Genomic DNA, 14,758 nt, shown 5'->3' with positions numbered 1-14,758 from the left:
CTCCGCCGGCGGGCGACCGGTGTTCGCTCCCCCGAGAGGCCCCCATGTCCCGTCGTTCCTCCGCACTCACGCGGGGTCGAGGTCGCTTCATCTTCCTCTGCCTGACCCCGGCGTTCCTCCTCTACGTCGTGTTCATGGTGATCCCCACCGTCGACGTCTTCCGCATGTCGCTCTTCCAGTGGACCGGCTTCACCGGCACCGCGAGGTTCATCGGGCTCGACAACTTCGTCGCCCTGGCCGGTGACACCCAGTTCCTGCGATCCCTGCAGAACACCCTGCTGCTGCTGGTCGTCGTGACGATCATCACCATGGCCGGCGCGCTGGCCATCGCCGCCCTGCTCATGAACCCGCGCCTCAAGGGGCGGAACTTCTACCGCTTCGTCCTCTACCTGCCGAGCGTGCTGTCGATCGTCGTGGTCGCGGCGATCTTCTCGGCGGTCTACGACCAGCAGAGCGGCCTGCTCAACAACTTCCTGTCCACGATCGGGTTCGGTCACCTCACGCAGGTGTGGCTCGGCAACGAGGGCATCATCATGTACAGCATCGCCATCGCCATGCTGTGGCAGTCCATCGGCTACTACGTGCTGCTCTACCTGGCGGGCATGAGCTCGATCCCCGCCGAGGTCTACGAGGCTGCCGCGATCGACGGCTCGGGACCCGTGCGCACCTTCTTCACGATCACGCTGCCCCTGGTGTGGAGCACGCTGCGCACGACGCTGACGTTCTTCATCATCTCGTCGATCAACCTGGCGTTCGTCCTCGTGCGCGCCCTGACCGACGGCGGCCCCAACGGCTCGTCCGACGTGCTGCTCAACTACATGTACCGGCAGGCGTACACCAACTCCAGTTACGGCTACGGCATGGCGATCGGCGTGGTGATCTTCGTGTTCTCGTTCGTGCTCGCGCTGATCATCAACCGCGCCACCAAGCGAGAGGTCTACCAGTTCTGATGGCTCTGAACCTCACCCCCGTCCGTCCGGACGCACCGGCGCCGACGCCGCGCCGACGATTCACCCCCGTGCGGACCGGCTCCGCCCGGACCGCCGGCCGCGTGAGCCGGACGATCATCAACGTGATCATGATCGCCCTGTGTGCGGCGATCATCGTTCCCACCGCCTGGATCTTCATGGCCTCCATCAAGACCCGGCCCGAGTTCTACGGCGACCCCTGGGCCCTCCCCCTCGGCGTGCACGTGCAGAACTTCGTCGACGCCTTCGTCAACGCGCGCATGGGCGACTACTTCGTCAACTCGATCTTCGTCACGGTGCTGGCCCTGGCCATCTCTCTCGTGGTCGCGGTTCCGGCGGCCTACGTGCTCGCGCGTTTCGAGTTCCGCGGCAAGTCCGTGCTCGAGGTCGCCATCCTCGCCGGCCTGTTCATCAACGTGAACTACATCGTCGTGCCCATCTTCCTGCAGCTGCTGGGATGGGACCGCGCCCTGCGCGGACTCTTCCCCGGGGGTGTCTTCATCGACAACCTGGCCGTGCTGGCGCTCGTCTACGCGGCCACGTCGCTCCCCTTCACGATCTACCTGCTCTCGACCTTCTTCCGCACGATCCCGGTCGAGTACGAGGAGGCGGCGATGCTCGACGGGAGCTCGCGCTTCCGCACGATGGTGTCCGTGATGCTGCCCCTGGCACTGCCCGCGATCAGCACGGCGCTGCTGTTCAACTTCCTGGCCTACTGGAACGACTTCATCATCTCGTTGACGCTCGTGCCCGGTGACTCCAAGACGCTCCAGGTGGGCCTGCTCAACCTGTTCCAAGCTCAGCGCGCCGCCGCCGACTACGGCGTGCTGTACGCCGGCATGGTGATCGTCATGGTCCCCGTCATCGTCTTCTACGCGATCATCCAGCGCCGGCTGCTGCAGTCGGTCGGAGGAGGAGGAATCAAATGACCGCCCCCGATCCCCGCCCGCGCCGGAGCATCGACGTCCGCGAGGTCCTCACCGGCATCGTCGCGATCGTCGTCCTCGTCGCCTGCGTCGTCATCGTGATCGTCAACCAGCAGACCGTCGGCTGGCCCAACTTCCTCGCGATGATGGCCGGTCTGGCCGGCTTGATCGCACTGCTCGCCCTGTACAACCGGAGATATCGGTGACCGCACCCCTCTCGCCCCGTGTCCGCGAAGCCGCCGGCGTCCTCCCCTCCGCGCGTCAGCTCGCCTGGCAGCAGCGGGAGTTCACCGCCTTCATCCACGTCGGCATGAACACCATGACCGATCGGGAATGGGGGCTCGGACACGAGGACCCCGCCCTGTTCGACCCCTCGGACGTGGACACCGATCAATGGATGCGGAGCATCGCCGCCTCGGGGGCGCGGGGAGTCATCCTCACGGCCAAGCACCACGACGGGTTCTGCCTCTGGCCGAGCGCCCTCACCGCGCACACCGTCGCCGCCAGCCCGTGGCGTGACGGGCGGGGTGATCTGGTGCGCGAGACGGCCGAGGCCGCAGCCCGCCACGGCCTCGCCTTCGGCGTCTACCTGTCGCCGTGGGATCGCACCGAGGCGTGCTACGGCAGCGGCGCCCCCTACGACGACTTCTTCGTCGCGCAGCTCACCGAGCTGCTCACCGGGTACGGCCCCATCTCGACCGTCTGGCTCGACGGCGCCAACGGCGAGGGGCCCGACGGCCGCGTGCAGACGTACGACTGGGAGCGGTACTACGAAGTCGTCCGTCGGCTGCAGCCCGACGCGGTCATCAGCGTCTGCGGGCCCGACGTCCGCTGGTGCGGCAACGAAGCCGGTCACACGCGTGCCGACGAGTGGAGCGTGGTGCCGGCGTCCCTGCGCGACGCCGAGCGCGTGGCATCCCGCTCCCAGCAGCAGGACGACGCGGCGTTCGCGCGCATGGTGCGCTCCGACGAAGAAGACCTCGGCTCGCGCGCCGCCCTCGAAGCCACCGGCGACGAGCTCGTCTGGTACCCCGCCGAGGTGAACACCTCGATCCGCCCCGGATGGTTCCACCACCCGGCCGAAGACGATCAGGTGCGCTCGGCGATCGAGTTGTACGACATCTACCGTCGCAGTGTCGGTGGCAACAGCGGGTTCCTCCTGAACATCCCTCCGGAGGCGAGCGGCGTGATCTCGACCCCCGACGTCGAGGCACTCCGCGGCCTGGGTGCGCTCATCGCAGAACTCGCCGATCGCGACCGGGCCCCGCGGGCTCGACTGACCATCTCGGGGCGGACGGTCCCCCTGCCCACCCCGGATGCGACCCTCGATCTGCGCGAGGGCGACACCGTCGCGGTGCGGTGGGACGAGCCGGTCGAGGTCGACGGGATCATCCTCGACGAGGACATCAGCCGTGGGCAGCTCATCGAGCACCTGGAGGTCGACCTCGAGGAGGTCGACGGGACGACCCGGACCGTCCTCGTCGTGAACGCCGTCGGGTATCGGCGGATCGCCGACCTTCCGCGCCAGCGCGTGCGCGGGGCGCACATCCGCGTCATCGGCGCACGCGGGGTCGTCCACCTGAGCCGGATTTCCCTGCTCGCCCCCTCTCGACTTCTCACGGGCGCACACGACGCGCCGCTAGCATGAGAGTTCTGGTCGCCGCAGGGCGCGCCGCAAAGGGGGGCATCGGGCACATGGCCACGGAGCAGGGCGTCAGCCGACGCATGCGCGCACCCACGATGGCCGACGTGGCCACCGTGGCGGGCGTGTCTCCGCAGACCGTGTCGCGCGTGCTCCGCGGCCACCCGAACGTGTCGGAAGTCACCCGTCTGCAGGTCGAGGAGGCCGTCGAGCGGACGGGCTACCGCCGCACCGGTCTGGCCCGCGCCCTCGTCACCGGCCGCAGCATGACCCTGGGTGTGCTGACGCACGAGTCCGACCAATACGCCCCCGCCGCGATCATGCTGGGCGTCAATCGCGCCGCGCGCGAGCGCGGCTACTTCGTCAGCGCGGCGGGGACGACCTCCGTCTCACCCGCGGCGATCACCGACGGGGTCGAGCACCTGCGCGACCAGGGCGTCGACGGCCTGATCGTCGCGGTCCCCATCTGGGACGAGCTCGCTCTCGGACGCGTCACGAACGGCCTGCCGACGGCGGTCATCGACGGCTCGAGCTCCGCCGAAGACGACGTCGTCGCGTTGGATCAGGAGCAGTCCGGGCGCCTCGCCACCGAACACCTGCTCGAACTCGGACACGACACCGTCTGGCACCTCGCCGGGCCCTCGTCGTGGCGGGATGCCTCGGGACGCACGACCGGGTGGGAGGCCGCCCTGCGTGACGCCGGCAGATCCGTCCCTCCCGTGCTCCACGGCGATTGGACCGCCGAATCCGGCTACCGCAACGGCCTCATCGTGGCCCGCATGCCCGACGCGACGGCCGTCTTCACGTCGTCGGACGAGATGGCCTTCGGCCTGCTCCGCGCGCTCGCCGAGCAGGGACGCCGCGTTCCCGAAGACGTCTCCGTGGTGTCGATGGACGACATCCCCCTCGCGCAGTACGCCCACCCCCCGCTGACGACGATCCGCCAGCCGTTCGAGCAGATGGGACGGATCGCCGTCGAGCACGTGCTCGCGGCCATCGACGACCCGAACGTCGAGCGCACACGGGTGACGGTCTCGCCCGAGCTCGTCGTCCGCTCCAGCACCGCGCGCCGCACGAGCTGAGCGACACGTCTGTTTCCGCGCGACCCATCGCTGATCGCCGGCGTCGGGGTGCACCAGGACGCTGATCGCCGGCGTCGGGGTGCACCAGGACGCTGATCGCCGGCACCGCGGTGCACCAGGACGCTGACCGCCGGCACCGCGGTGCACCCGGACGCTGACCGCCGGCACCGCGGTGCACCCGGACGCTGATCACCGGCACCGCGGTGCACCCGGACGCTGACCGCCGGCACCGCGGTGCACCCGGACGCTGACCGCCGGCACCGCGGTGCACCCGGACGCTGACCGCAGGCGTCAGGGTGCACCGGCACGCTGACCGCAGGCGCCAGGGTGCACCCGGACGCTGACCGCCGGCACCGCGGTGCACCCGGACGCTGACCGCAGGCACCGCGGTGCACCCTGACGCTCAGAAGTGCTCGATGTATTCCTCTTCGGGGCCGAGCTCGGGGCGATCGCGGAGCTCGATGCGGGTACCCCGGCGCTCCAGCTCGAGCACGGTGACCACGTTGGCGCCCGCGCGCAGCAGAGGCGCCGGCACGTAGAGGGTCTGCTGGGGGCCGATCTCCCAGTACCGGCCCAGCAGGAAGCCGTTGATCCAGACGAAACCGCGCGCGAAGCCGGGCAGCGCGAGGTGCGCGTCGGCGGACTCCGGAAGGTGGAACACCGCGGTCGCTCCCCCCGCGGCATCCGCTTCTCCGGGGACACCGAGACGGGCGATCGTCGCCTCGTCGGCCGCGGCGACGTCGATCGAGGCGGCCTGCCACTTCTGCACGATGCGGCGCTGCACCAGCACCGGATCCAGCAGGCCCTTGCGCTCGCCGAGCGACCATCCGTAGTTCACGCGGCCCAGGTTGTCGATGACGACGTCGACGCGCGCGGGGGCGCCGGCACCCGTGACGGTGATGGTGCCCGACTCGGCCACCGTGCCCGCGGGGCGGCCGTCGACTCGGACCATCGCCCGGTCGGCGACACGGGGGAAGACGAGGTCGATCTCGCCGGTCGGCAGCATCACCTCGGCCGAGAGCAGCAGCATCCCGGAATCCTGACCGAGGTCTTCGAACGCGACGGTGGATGCTACGGGCCGCGGCGCCTGCGCCAGGCTCGCGAGCGCCTCGCCGAGGCCCGCTCCGACGGTGACCTCGACCCGCTGCGGCGCGACCATGCGCGGAGGGAGCGAGACGATCGGGGCGGTCGCGCCGAGGACCTCGCGCATCGCGTGGAACTTCTCGGTGAGGGTGCCGTCCTCGGCGATCGGGGCGTCGGAGTCGTAGCTGGTGACGGTGCCGCGGAGTTCGCCGTCGACGCGGTTGGCGCCGGCCCACAGTCCGAAGTTCGTGCCCCCGTGGGCCATGTAGAGGGCGACGCTGCCGCCGTCCTCGACGATCGCGGCTAGGGTCTCGGCCGCGTTGGCCGATCCGCGCACGTGGTGGGGGTGTCCCCAGTGATCGAACCAGCCGTTCCAGTACTCGGCGACGAGGAGGGGCTCGTCGGGACGCCGGGTGCGCGCCAGATCGCGCGCAGCGCCGACCCGTGAGCCCAGGGTCAGTCCCTGGAGGACCCCGTCGACCGCCCCGGCATCGAGCATGAGCTCGGTCGGCCCGTCGGCGGTGAAGAGCAGCTCGGTGATGCCCTGGTCGCGCAGTTCGCGCGCGATCGCGGCCGGGTAGGAACGATCGTCGCCGAAACTGCCGAACTCGTTCTCGACCTGCACCGCCACGACCGGTCCGCCGACGTGAGCCTGCAGCGCCGCGATACGGGGCAGCAGGTGGGAGAACCATTCGCGCACCGGCGCGAGGAAGCGCTCGTCGGAGGAGCGCAGAGGGATGCCGCGAGCGGTGAGCCACACGGGGAGACCACCGTTGGACCACTCGGCGCAGATGTAGGGACCGGGGCGCACCGTGGCATCCAGACCGAGGTCGGCCGCGATGAGCAGGAAGCGCTCGAGATCGCGCCATCCGGTGAAATCGGGAGCCTCGTCGTGGCGGGGCTGATGGAAGTTCCACGGCACGTAGGTGTCGACCGTGTTCAGGCCCAGGTCCTTCACCCGCTGGAGACGGTCGCGCCACTGATCGGGGTGGATGCGGAAGTAGTGCACCGAACCGGACAGCAGCCGGGTCGGAACGCCGTCACGCATCAAGCGGTTCTCAGCCCAGGTCAGCGTGGTCGTCGGAACGACCGGGGAGGCGGCGCGAGGGCGGGGGAGGGTGTCTGTCACGATGGCCAATCCTGTGGGAATTCCGTCAGTCTGACATATTGTTGGCATCGATGCCATAAATCCACACGGCCCGGCATCCAATCCGTGCGGCCGTGATGATTCCGATCGGAAGGACACCATGCAGGTCGTCGTCACCACCGACCAGGAGGCCGCGGGCGAGTACGCGGCCGACATCGTCCAGCGGCGCGCCGAGGAGGGTGCGCTCCACGTCCTCGGCGTCGCGACGGGGTCGTCTCCCCTCCCGGTGTACGAGGCGCTGGAGCGCCGCGCTCTCGCGGCGGTCCGCGCCGCCCGCGCCTTCGCGCTGGACGAGTACGTCGGGCTCCCGCCCGGTCACCCGGAGAGCTATCGATCGGTCATCGCTCGCGAGGTCACCGACCGGCTGGGTCTCGACCCCGCCCGCGTGGAGGTTCCGGACGGCTCCGTCGAGGGCCTGCGAACCGCGGGCGCGCGGTACGAGGAGCTCATCGCGGCGGCGGGCGGAGTCGATGTGCAGATCCTCGGCATCGGCACCACGGGCCACATCGGCTTCAACGAGCCGACCTCGTCGTTGGCATCCCGCACGCGGGTGAAGACCCTCACCGAGCAGACCCGGAGAGACAACGCCCGCTTCTTCGACTCCCCCGACGATGTGCCCCGCCACTGCGTCACGCAGGGTCTCGGCACGATCCTCGATGCCCGCGAGATCGTGCTCGTCGCGATCGGTTCGCGCAAGGCCGCGGCGGTGGCCGCGGCCGTCGAGGGCCCGGTGACGGCGATGTGCCCCGCCTCCGTGCTGCAGCTGCACCCGCGCGTGACCGTGGTGGTCGATGAGGCGGCGGCGGCCGAGCTCCGTCTGCGGGCGTACTACGACGAGGTCTTCGCCCACCGTCCGGACTGGCAGGTGTGACGACGGTGGAGGACGATCAGCGCTCGGATGCCGCCGGGGTCTCTCCCCCGGCCGCGGCTCGGCGCAGCCACTCCTCCACCCCCGACACGTGGGCGCTCGCGAGCACGGACGCCCGCTCGACGTCGTGGGCCGCGAGCGCCTCGACGAGGGCCCGATGCTCCACGAGCGTCCGCTCCGCCGCCCCCTCCTGCGTCAGGCCCCGCCACACCCGCGCGCGGACCGTGTGGGCCGACAGCGACTCGATGAGCCCCGCCAGGTATCGGTTGCCCGAGAACGTCGCGATCAGGCGGTGCAGACGCACGTCGTGGGCGACGAGCTCATCGAGCGAGGTGGCACCGTCGACCGCGTCGACCTCGTCGGCGAGGGCGGCGATCTGCTCGGCGTCCACTCGCTGGGCCGCCAGCCCCGCGGCGTGCGATTCGAGGATCCGGCGGACCGCGAAGAGCTCGAGCACCGAGCGGTCGTTGTGCAGGTCCAACCCGAACGAGATCGCCTCCAGGAGCAGGGCCGGCTCGAGGCTCGTGACGTACGTGCCGTCTCCGCGCCGCACGTCGACCACGCGGATGACCTCGAGGGCCTTGACCGCCTCGCGCAGCGAGTTGCGAGACAGCCCGAGCCGCTCGGCCAGATCCTTCTCGGGCGGCAGGCGGTCGCCCGGTCGGAGCTCACCGCTGACGATCATGGCTTTGATCTGGTCGATCGCGTCGTCGGTCAGGGACATGCCGCAATGATAGGCCGCAGACATCCGATGACCGGCCCGCAGCCGCCGTCGCCCGCGTCGGCGGTCGTCCTCGACACGCACCTCCACCTGTGGGATCCCGCCCTCCTCCCGTATCCCTGGCTCGAAGGCGAACTGGACCGCCGGTTCGGGCCCGAGGAGTATCAGGCCGCCTGGGCCGGGGCGTCGACTCCGACGGCATCCGTCTTCGTGCAGGCCGAGTGCGACCCGAGCCGCGCACACGACGAGGTCGCGTGGGTCGCGTCCGTCGCCGAGGGGTGCGGGGTCCGCGGCATCGTGGCCTACGCCCCGCTCGAACGCGGCCGACGAGCCGGCGACGACCTCGACCGGCTTCGCGCCGAGCCCCTCGTCGTGGGTGTCCGGCGGTCTCTGCAGGGCGAGGTCGCCGGCTTCGCGCAGCGCCCCGATTTCGTCGCCGGCGCCCGGCTCCTCGCCGAGCGCGGCCTGCCCTTCGACGCGTGCGTCCGGCCGTCGCAGCTCCCCGACGTCACCGCCCTCGCCGATGCCGTGCCGGAGCTGGCCATCGTGCTGGACCATCTCGGCAAACCCGCCGTGGGCAGCGCGCGGCGGCCGATCGATCCGCGCGGCTCGGACTGGCACCTCGACCTCGCCGATCTCGCGCAGAGGTCGTCCGTGCACGTCAAGATCTCGGGGCTGCCGGCCGAAGCCGAGGGGCCATGGAGCGTCGCGCAAGTCGAGCCGTTCTTCGACCTGGCCCTCGAGGCCTTCGGTCCGGAGCGGCTGCTCTACGGCGGGGACTGGCCCGTCTCCGAGCGGGCGCACCCGCACCGGTGGCTCGAGGCGGTCGACGCGTGGGCGCTCGACCGCCTCGGAGCCGCGGGAAGGAATGCCGTCCTCGCCCGCAACGGCGAGGGCTTCTACTTCTCGGCGAGGGGGCGCAGCCTCAGCCCCGAGACGCCGCCGTCGACGTCGAGGACCACGCCGGTGGTCGACCCCGACAGCGGGCTGACCAGGTAGAGCACGGCGCCGGCGACCTCGGCCGCCGAAACCAGGCGACCGTGCGGTTGGCGCGCCTCCAGGGCCGCCCGCTCGCGCACCGGGTCTTCTGCCGCCTCGAGCAGTCGACGCACCCAGGGCGTGTCGGCGGTGCCGGGCGACACCGCGTTCACGCGGATCCCCTCGCGGATGTGGTCGGCCGCCATGGCCCGCGTGAGAGCGGCCACGGCACCCTTCGACGCGCTGTACAGCGCGCGCTGCGGGAGGCCCGCCCCCGCCGCGATGGATGCCACGTTGCACACGGCGGCGGCCGGGGATCGCCGGAGGGCGGGAAGGGCGGCGGCCGTCACCCGCGCGACGCCCGTGACGTTGATCGACAGCACCCGTGCCCACTCGTCGTCGTCGTTGGCGGCGATGTCACCCTGCGCGCCGATCGCCGCATTGTTGACGACGATGTCGATTCCTCCCCACCGCGCCTCGATCGCCGCGACGGCGGCCTCGACGCTCGCGCGGTCCGACACGTCCGCCCGATACGCGGCGATACGGGGATCGGCGGCGTCGCCGACCGCCCCCGACGCCGACGCCGGCGCTCCGGCGTCCGCGGCGACGTCACGGTCGATGATCGCCACCGATGCACCGGAATCGGCGAGCAGCCCCGCGATGGCGGCGCCGATCCCCGAGGCTCCGCCCGTGACGATGGCGCGGAGGCCGTCGAGCTGCCCGCGCACCTCGGCCGTCACGACCGGCTCCACGCCGAGAAGCTCTGGCGCTGCGTGCCGAGGCCGTCGATCGAGATCTCGACCTCGTCGCCGGGCTGCAGGTAGGGGAAGCGCCCCGACAGAGCGACACCCTCCGGGGTGCCCGTGAGGACGAGGTCGCCCGGCTCCAGCGTCATGAACTGCGACAGGTGCCACACGATGTGCGAGACCGAGAAGATCATGTCGCCCGTGTGCGAATCCTGCCGCGGAGCGCCGTTGACGAAGCTGCGGAGGCGGAGGTCGCCCGCGTCGATCTCGTCGGGTGTGACGACCCACGGCCCCGTCGGGGTGAACCCCGGGGCGCACTTGCCCTTCGACCACTGTCCGCCCGAGACCTCCAGCTGGAACCGGCGCTCGGACAGATCGTTGACGAGCACGAATCCCGCGATGTGGGCCAGGGCCTCGTCGGGCGAGTCGAGGTAGGACGTCTCCTGGCCGATCACGATGCCGAGCTCGACCTCCCAGTCGGTCTTGTCGCCGCCGCGAGGAAGCACGACATCGTCGTTCGGACCCGCCACGGTGTTGGGCACCTTGAGGAAGATGACCGGCTGCTCGGGGGGGAGGGAGCCGGACTCGGCGGCGTGCGCGGCGTAGTTCATGCCGACGCACACGACGGCGCCCGGTCGCGCGATGGGCGCGCCGATGCGGGCCTCGGCGGCATCCGGGAGCTCGGGGAGCGTCCCCTCGGCGAGGGCGCGTGAGACCAGGTCGACGGGGTCGCTCTCCCAGAAGGCGGCGTCGATGTCGAGCGTCAGGGACCGCAGGTCCCGGTAGCGGCCGTCGACCACGACCACGGGCACCTCGTGCCCCCGCTCGCCGATGCGTGCGAATCTCATGCGTCCTCCTCGTCTCGACCGACGATGCACCGCCGGCGTGTGCCAGTATAGACATCGGATGTTTACGCCGCACTGGCCCCCGCCCCCGCCCGAAGGAGCACCATGAGCCGCATCGTCGCCCTCGAGACGACCGACGTCCGATTCCCCACCTCGTTGAGCCTCGACGGCTCGGATGCCATGAACCCCGACCCCGACTACTCGGCGGCGTACGTGCGCATCGTGACCGACGACGACGAGGGCCACGCGTTCGTCTTCACCATCGGACGGGGCAACGACGTCCAGGTCGCGGCCATCGACGCGCTCGCGCCGTTCCTGGTCGACCGCGAGGTGGAGCCGCTGCTCGACGACATGGGCGGCGTGTGGCGCGAGCTCGTCGGCGACTCGCAGCTGCGGTGGCTGGGGCCCGAGAAGGGCGTGATGCACATGGCCATCGGCGCCGTCGTGAACGCCCTGTGGGACATCAAGGCCAAGCGGGCCGGCCTGCCGCTGTGGCAGCTGCTCGCGCGCATGACGCCCGAGCAGATCGTCGCGCTGGTCGACTTCCGCTACCTGACCAATGCGCTCACTCCCGACGAGGCCCTCGGCATCCTGACCCGTGCGGAGCCGGGGCGCGCCGAGCGCGAGGCGCGGTTGCTCGAGAGCGGCTATCCCGCCTACACGACCTCGCCGGGGTGGCTGGGGTACTCCGACGAGAAGCTCGAGCGCCTGTGCCGCGAGGCCATCGCCGACGGTTTCGGCCAGATCAAACTCAAGGTGGGCGCCGACCTCGCCGACGACGTGCGGCGGCTGCGCATCGCGCGCGAGACCTGCGGCCCCGACTTCCCGATCGCCATCGACGCGAACCAGCGATGGGAGGTCGCCGAGGCGATCGAATGGGTGAACGCCCTCGCCCCCTTCGGGCCGGCGTGGATCGAGGAACCCACCAGCCCCGACGACGTGCTCGGTCACGCCGAGATCGCCCGGGGCGTCGCCCCCATCCGCGTGGCCACCGGCGAGCACGCGCAGAACCGCGTGATCTTCAAGCAGTTGCTGCAGGCCGAGGCGATCGGTGTCATGCAGATCGATGCCGTGCGCGTCGGCGGGGTCAACGAGAACATCGCCAACCTGCTGCTGGCCGCCAAGTTCGGCGTCCCCGTCTGCCCGCACGCCGGTGGGGTCGGACTGTGCGAGGCGGTGCAGCACCTGTCGATGTTCGACTACGTCGCCGTCTCCGGTGAGCGCGAAGGGCGCATGATCGAGTACGTGGACCACCTGCACGAGCACTTCACCGTCCCCGTGGTGATCGGCGACGGCGCGTACCTCGCGCCCACGGCGCCGGGAGCGGGCATGGAGATGCTGCCGGCGAGCCGCGAGGCCTACACCTGGACGGGGAGCCATGTCACCGTCTGACCTCCCCGAGCGCGATGGCGCCGTCCTCGCCTACGGCGCGGCGAACGTCGGCAATCTGCACCGCGTCCTGAGCGATGCCGAGGCGCACGCCGTCCTCGACGCGGCCTGGGATGCCGGCATCCGGTCCTTCGACACGGCACCGCACTACGGCCTGGGCCTGTCCGAGCGACGACTCGGCGCGTTCCTGCGCGACAAACCGCGCGACCAGTTCACCGTGTCCACCAAGGTGGGGCGCCTCCTCCGGCCGAACCCCGACGACGAGGGGGGACTCGATCTCGACAACGCCTTCCACGTGCGCACCGACCTGCGACGGGTGTGGGACTTCTCCGCGGCCGGCATCGCCGCCAGCCTCGACGAGTCGCGGGAACGGTTGGGACTGGAGCACATCGACACGCTCTACCTGCACGATCCCGAGAAGCACGATCTGCCCCAGGCGCTGGCCGAGGCGCTGCCTGCGCTCGAATCCCTTCGCGCCGAGGGCCAGGTCGACCGCATCGGCGTCGGATCGATGGATGCCGCCGCCCTCGCCGCCGCGGTGAGCAGCGCCACGCTCGACGAGGTGATGGTCGCGGGGAGGTACACCCTGCTCGAGCAGCCGGCCTCGGCCGAGGTCCTCCCCGCTTGCCGCGCGCGGGGCACGACGATCGTGGCGGCATCCGTCTTCAACTCGGGCCTCCTCGCCAGCGAGACGCCCTCCCGAGACGCCCGGTACGAGTACGGCGGGGTCCCGGATGCCGTGTGGACCCGGCTCGAACGGATCCTCGAGGTCTGTCGGGCGCACGGAGTACCGCTTCCCGTCGCAGCCCTCGCCTTCGTCGCGCGCGAACCGCTCGTCACGACGGTGGTGATCGGCGGGAGCCGCCCCGCACAGCTCGCGCAGAATGCCGACTCCTGGCGGGCGGAGGTTCCCGCGCAGTTCTGGGACGATCTCACCCGCGCACGACTGATCCCCTGACCCCTCGACGACCAGGAAGGCCGCCCATGCTGTCCGGTATCCATCCCCTGCTGACCGGCGAGATGCTGTTGCATCTCGACCGGATGGGCCACTCCGACGCGGTCGTCGTCGCCGACGCCCACTTCCCCGCCTTCGCCGTCGGCGCGCGGGTCATCGATCTGCCGGGCACCACATCGCCCGAGGTGCTCGCCGCGATCCGCAGTGTCATCCCCGCCGACGACGCGCCGGCTCTCGACCTCATGCGATCAGCCGACGGCACCGTCCTCGACGTGCAGCGAGAGCTCATCGAGGCCGCCGCCGTGGGCGCGGAGGGCACGCGCTTCGTCGAACGCTTCGCCTACTACGACGTCGCCCGCGCCGCCTACCTGATCGTGCGCACGGGCGAGACGCGGATCTACGCCAACGCCCTCCTGCGCAAGGGCGTCGTCTCCGGCTGACCCCGGCGCACGCACCGATGGCCCACCGAGGAGCACCACCCATGAACACCCCGGCACGTCCCGCCGCGTTCGAGGTCGTCGACCTGCACTGCCACGGCGCGCTCGGGCACGCGTTCGACGACGCCGACCTCGAGGGCGTCGAGGCCGCGGTCGCGTTCCACCGCGCCCACGGGACGTCGACCCTGCTGCTCAGCCTGGTGAGCGCGCCGATCGATCGCCTCGAGAAGCGTCTGCGCGAGCTCCGGGAGGTGATCCCCTCGCTCCCGGGAGTCGCGGGAGTGCACCTGGAGGGGCCGTTCCTCGCCGACTCGCGCCGGGGCGCGCACGATCCGCACGCCCTCGTCGCCCCCACTGCGGAGGCGATCGATCGTCTGTTGTCGGCGGCTGACGGCACCCTCCGTCAGATCACGATCGCGCCCGAACTCCCCGGGGCGACCGATGCCATCGACACCCTCGTGTCGGCCGGAGTCATCGTCGCGGTGGGACACACGCAGGCCGACCATGACACCGCCGCCGCGGCGTTCGACCGGGGTGCGCGGCTGCTCACGCATGCGTTCAACGCGATGCCGGGTCTCGGCCACCGCGCTCCCGGCCCGGTCGGTGCCGCGCTGGCACGCGACCACGTCGTGCTGGAGGTGATCGCCGACGGCGTCCACGTGCACCCCGTCGTCATCCGTACGCTGTTCGCCGCTGCCACGGGCCGCGTCGCGCTCGTGACGGACGCGATGTCGGCGACGGGATTGGGCGACGGCGCGTACCGCCTCGGCGGTCTCGGGGTCGAGGTGCACGACGGACGCCCCGTCCTCGCGGGCACCGACACCCTCGCGGGCTCCACCCTGACGATGGAGCGCGCGATCGAGGTGGCGACGGCCGCGGGCGTTCCCCACGACCTCGCTCACGCCGCGGCCTCGACGGTGCCGGCGCGACTGCTCGCCGCCGTCTGATCGTCATCGGTCCCGGACGTCCTC

General features: G+C 71.1%; 15 protein-coding genes. 11 read left to right on the top strand and 4 right to left on the bottom strand.

Annotated elements, in window-relative coordinates; translation table 11 throughout:
• Positions 1 to 44 precede the first annotated feature (44 nt).
• From MT347_RS14305 to MT347_RS14285, 5 genes are read left to right on the top strand one after another with little or no spacing between them, the layout of a single operon-like run.
• A complete protein-coding gene (locus tag MT347_RS14305) occupies positions 45 to 950 on the top strand; it encodes a carbohydrate ABC transporter permease (RefSeq protein ID WP_243501922.1) in 906 nt (301 codons plus the stop codon).
• Positions 950 to 1,897, top strand: coding sequence for a carbohydrate ABC transporter permease (locus MT347_RS14300; RefSeq protein ID WP_243501921.1), 948 nt, complete (start codon positions 950 to 952; stop codon positions 1,895 to 1,897). The genes MT347_RS14305 and MT347_RS14300 overlap by 1 nt, the downstream gene beginning before the upstream one ends.
• Entirely contained in the window at positions 1,894 to 2,100 is a 207-nt protein-coding gene (locus MT347_RS14295; RefSeq protein WP_243501920.1) for a hypothetical protein, read from the top strand. Before MT347_RS14300 ends, MT347_RS14295 begins: the two co-directional genes overlap by 4 nt.
• The gene (locus tag MT347_RS14290; RefSeq protein ID WP_243501919.1) at positions 2,097 to 3,542 is read left to right on the top strand and encodes an alpha-L-fucosidase; all 1,446 of its coding nucleotides are present in this window, start codon (positions 2,097 to 2,099) and stop codon (positions 3,540 to 3,542) included. The genes MT347_RS14295 and MT347_RS14290 overlap by 4 nt, the downstream gene beginning before the upstream one ends.
• Positions 3,543 to 3,589: 47 nt before the next feature.
• A complete protein-coding gene (locus MT347_RS14285; RefSeq protein ID WP_243501918.1) occupies positions 3,590 to 4,618 on the top strand; it encodes a LacI family DNA-binding transcriptional regulator in 1,029 nt (342 codons plus the stop codon).
• A 403-nt stretch (positions 4,619 to 5,021) separates the two neighbouring features.
• On the opposite strand, the gene MT347_RS14280 is transcribed toward MT347_RS14285, so the two are convergent.
• A complete protein-coding gene (locus tag MT347_RS14280) occupies positions 5,022 to 6,830 on the bottom strand; it encodes a glycoside hydrolase family 35 protein (RefSeq protein WP_243501917.1) in 1,809 nt (602 codons plus the stop codon).
• Positions 6,831 to 6,948: 118 nt separating this feature from the next.
• Between MT347_RS14280 and MT347_RS14275 the strand changes: the two genes are divergently transcribed.
• Positions 6,949 to 7,719 (top strand): glucosamine-6-phosphate deaminase, encoded by a 771-nt coding sequence (locus MT347_RS14275; protein ID WP_243501916.1) that lies wholly within the window; start codon positions 6,949 to 6,951, stop codon positions 7,717 to 7,719.
• 16 nt (positions 7,720 to 7,735) lie between these two features.
• Here MT347_RS14275 and MT347_RS14270 read toward each other — a convergent pair whose 3' ends face one another.
• On the bottom strand, positions 7,736 to 8,440 hold the full coding sequence (locus tag MT347_RS14270; protein ID WP_243501915.1) for a FadR/GntR family transcriptional regulator: 705 nt from the start codon (positions 8,438 to 8,440) through the stop codon (positions 7,736 to 7,738).
• Positions 8,441 to 8,467: 27 nt separating this feature from the next.
• Between MT347_RS14270 and MT347_RS14265 the strand changes: the two genes are divergently transcribed.
• Positions 8,468 to 9,436 carry an amidohydrolase gene (locus tag MT347_RS14265; RefSeq protein WP_243501914.1) on the top strand — a complete coding sequence of 323 codons (969 nt, stop codon included), beginning with the start codon at positions 8,468 to 8,470 and terminating at the stop codon, positions 9,434 to 9,436.
• Here MT347_RS14265 and MT347_RS14260 read toward each other — a convergent pair.
• Both MT347_RS14260 and MT347_RS14255 read right to left on the bottom strand, forming a co-directional pair.
• The gene (locus MT347_RS14260; protein WP_243501913.1) at positions 9,337 to 10,167 is read right to left on the bottom strand and encodes an SDR family NAD(P)-dependent oxidoreductase; all 831 of its coding nucleotides are present in this window, start codon (positions 10,165 to 10,167) and stop codon (positions 9,337 to 9,339) included. The two genes, MT347_RS14265 and MT347_RS14260, sit on opposite strands and share 100 nt — an antisense overlap.
• Positions 10,152 to 11,009, bottom strand: a complete 858-nt coding sequence (locus tag MT347_RS14255; RefSeq protein WP_243501912.1) for a fumarylacetoacetate hydrolase family protein — start codon at positions 11,007 to 11,009, stop codon at positions 10,152 to 10,154. Before MT347_RS14255 ends, MT347_RS14260 begins: the two co-directional genes overlap by 16 nt.
• A gap of 102 nt (positions 11,010 to 11,111) precedes the next feature.
• Here MT347_RS14255 and MT347_RS14250 point away from each other — a divergent pair, with 102 nt between their 5' ends.
• The 4 genes from MT347_RS14250 to MT347_RS14235 are packed head-to-tail and all read left to right on the top strand — an operon-like array spanning position 11,112 to position 14,734.
• Entirely contained in the window at positions 11,112 to 12,398 is a 1,287-nt protein-coding gene (locus tag MT347_RS14250) for an L-fuconate dehydratase (RefSeq protein WP_243501911.1), read from the top strand.
• On the top strand, positions 12,385 to 13,353 hold the full coding sequence (locus MT347_RS14245) for an aldo/keto reductase (protein ID WP_243501910.1): 969 nt from the start codon (positions 12,385 to 12,387) through the stop codon (positions 13,351 to 13,353). The genes MT347_RS14250 and MT347_RS14245 overlap by 14 nt, the downstream gene beginning before the upstream one ends.
• A 26-nt stretch (positions 13,354 to 13,379) precedes the next feature.
• Positions 13,380 to 13,790 carry an RbsD/FucU family protein gene (locus tag MT347_RS14240; protein ID WP_243501909.1) on the top strand — a complete coding sequence of 137 codons (411 nt, stop codon included), beginning with the start codon at positions 13,380 to 13,382 and terminating at the stop codon, positions 13,788 to 13,790.
• Positions 13,791 to 13,831: 41 nt separating this feature from the next.
• Positions 13,832 to 14,734, top strand: a complete 903-nt coding sequence (locus MT347_RS14235) for an N-acetylglucosamine-6-phosphate deacetylase (protein ID WP_243501908.1) — start codon at positions 13,832 to 13,834, stop codon at positions 14,732 to 14,734.
• Positions 14,735 to 14,758: the final 24 nt, after the last annotated feature.

Origin of the sequence: Microbacterium sp. VKM Ac-2923 (assembly GCF_022815605.1) — a bacterium.
Classification (GTDB): Bacteria; Actinomycetota; Actinomycetes; order Actinomycetales; family Microbacteriaceae; genus Microbacterium.
This window is presented reverse-complemented; position numbering and strand designations above follow the sequence as displayed.

Excerpts from the sequence above, each read along its gene's own strand:
- MT347_RS14235 (WP_243501908.1), top strand. The coding sequence starts at position 13,832 with ATGAACACCCCGGCACGTCCCGCCGCGTTCGAGGTCGTCGACCTGCAC.
- MT347_RS14300 (WP_243501921.1), top strand. The coding sequence starts at position 950 with ATGGCTCTGAACCTCACCCCCGTCCGTCCGGACGCACCGGCGCCGACG.
- MT347_RS14240 (WP_243501909.1), top strand. The coding sequence starts at position 13,380 with ATGCTGTCCGGTATCCATCCCCTGCTGACCGGCGAGATGCTGTTGCAT.
- MT347_RS14265 (WP_243501914.1), top strand. The coding sequence starts at position 8,468 with ATGACCGGCCCGCAGCCGCCGTCGCCCGCGTCGGCGGTCGTCCTCGAC.
- MT347_RS14285 (WP_243501918.1), top strand. The coding sequence starts at position 3,590 with ATGGCCACGGAGCAGGGCGTCAGCCGACGCATGCGCGCACCCACGATG.
- MT347_RS14305 (WP_243501922.1), top strand. The coding sequence starts at position 45 with ATGTCCCGTCGTTCCTCCGCACTCACGCGGGGTCGAGGTCGCTTCATC.
- MT347_RS14255 (WP_243501912.1), bottom strand. The coding sequence starts at position 11,009 with ATGAGATTCGCACGCATCGGCGAGCGGGGGCACGAGGTGCCCGTGGTC.
- MT347_RS14275 (WP_243501916.1), top strand. The coding sequence starts at position 6,949 with ATGCAGGTCGTCGTCACCACCGACCAGGAGGCCGCGGGCGAGTACGCG.
- MT347_RS14295 (WP_243501920.1), top strand. The coding sequence starts at position 1,894 with ATGACCGCCCCCGATCCCCGCCCGCGCCGGAGCATCGACGTCCGCGAG.
- MT347_RS14270 (WP_243501915.1), bottom strand. The coding sequence starts at position 8,440 with ATGTCCCTGACCGACGACGCGATCGACCAGATCAAAGCCATGATCGTC.
- MT347_RS14250 (WP_243501911.1), top strand. The coding sequence starts at position 11,112 with ATGAGCCGCATCGTCGCCCTCGAGACGACCGACGTCCGATTCCCCACC.
- MT347_RS14245 (WP_243501910.1), top strand. The coding sequence starts at position 12,385 with ATGTCACCGTCTGACCTCCCCGAGCGCGATGGCGCCGTCCTCGCCTAC.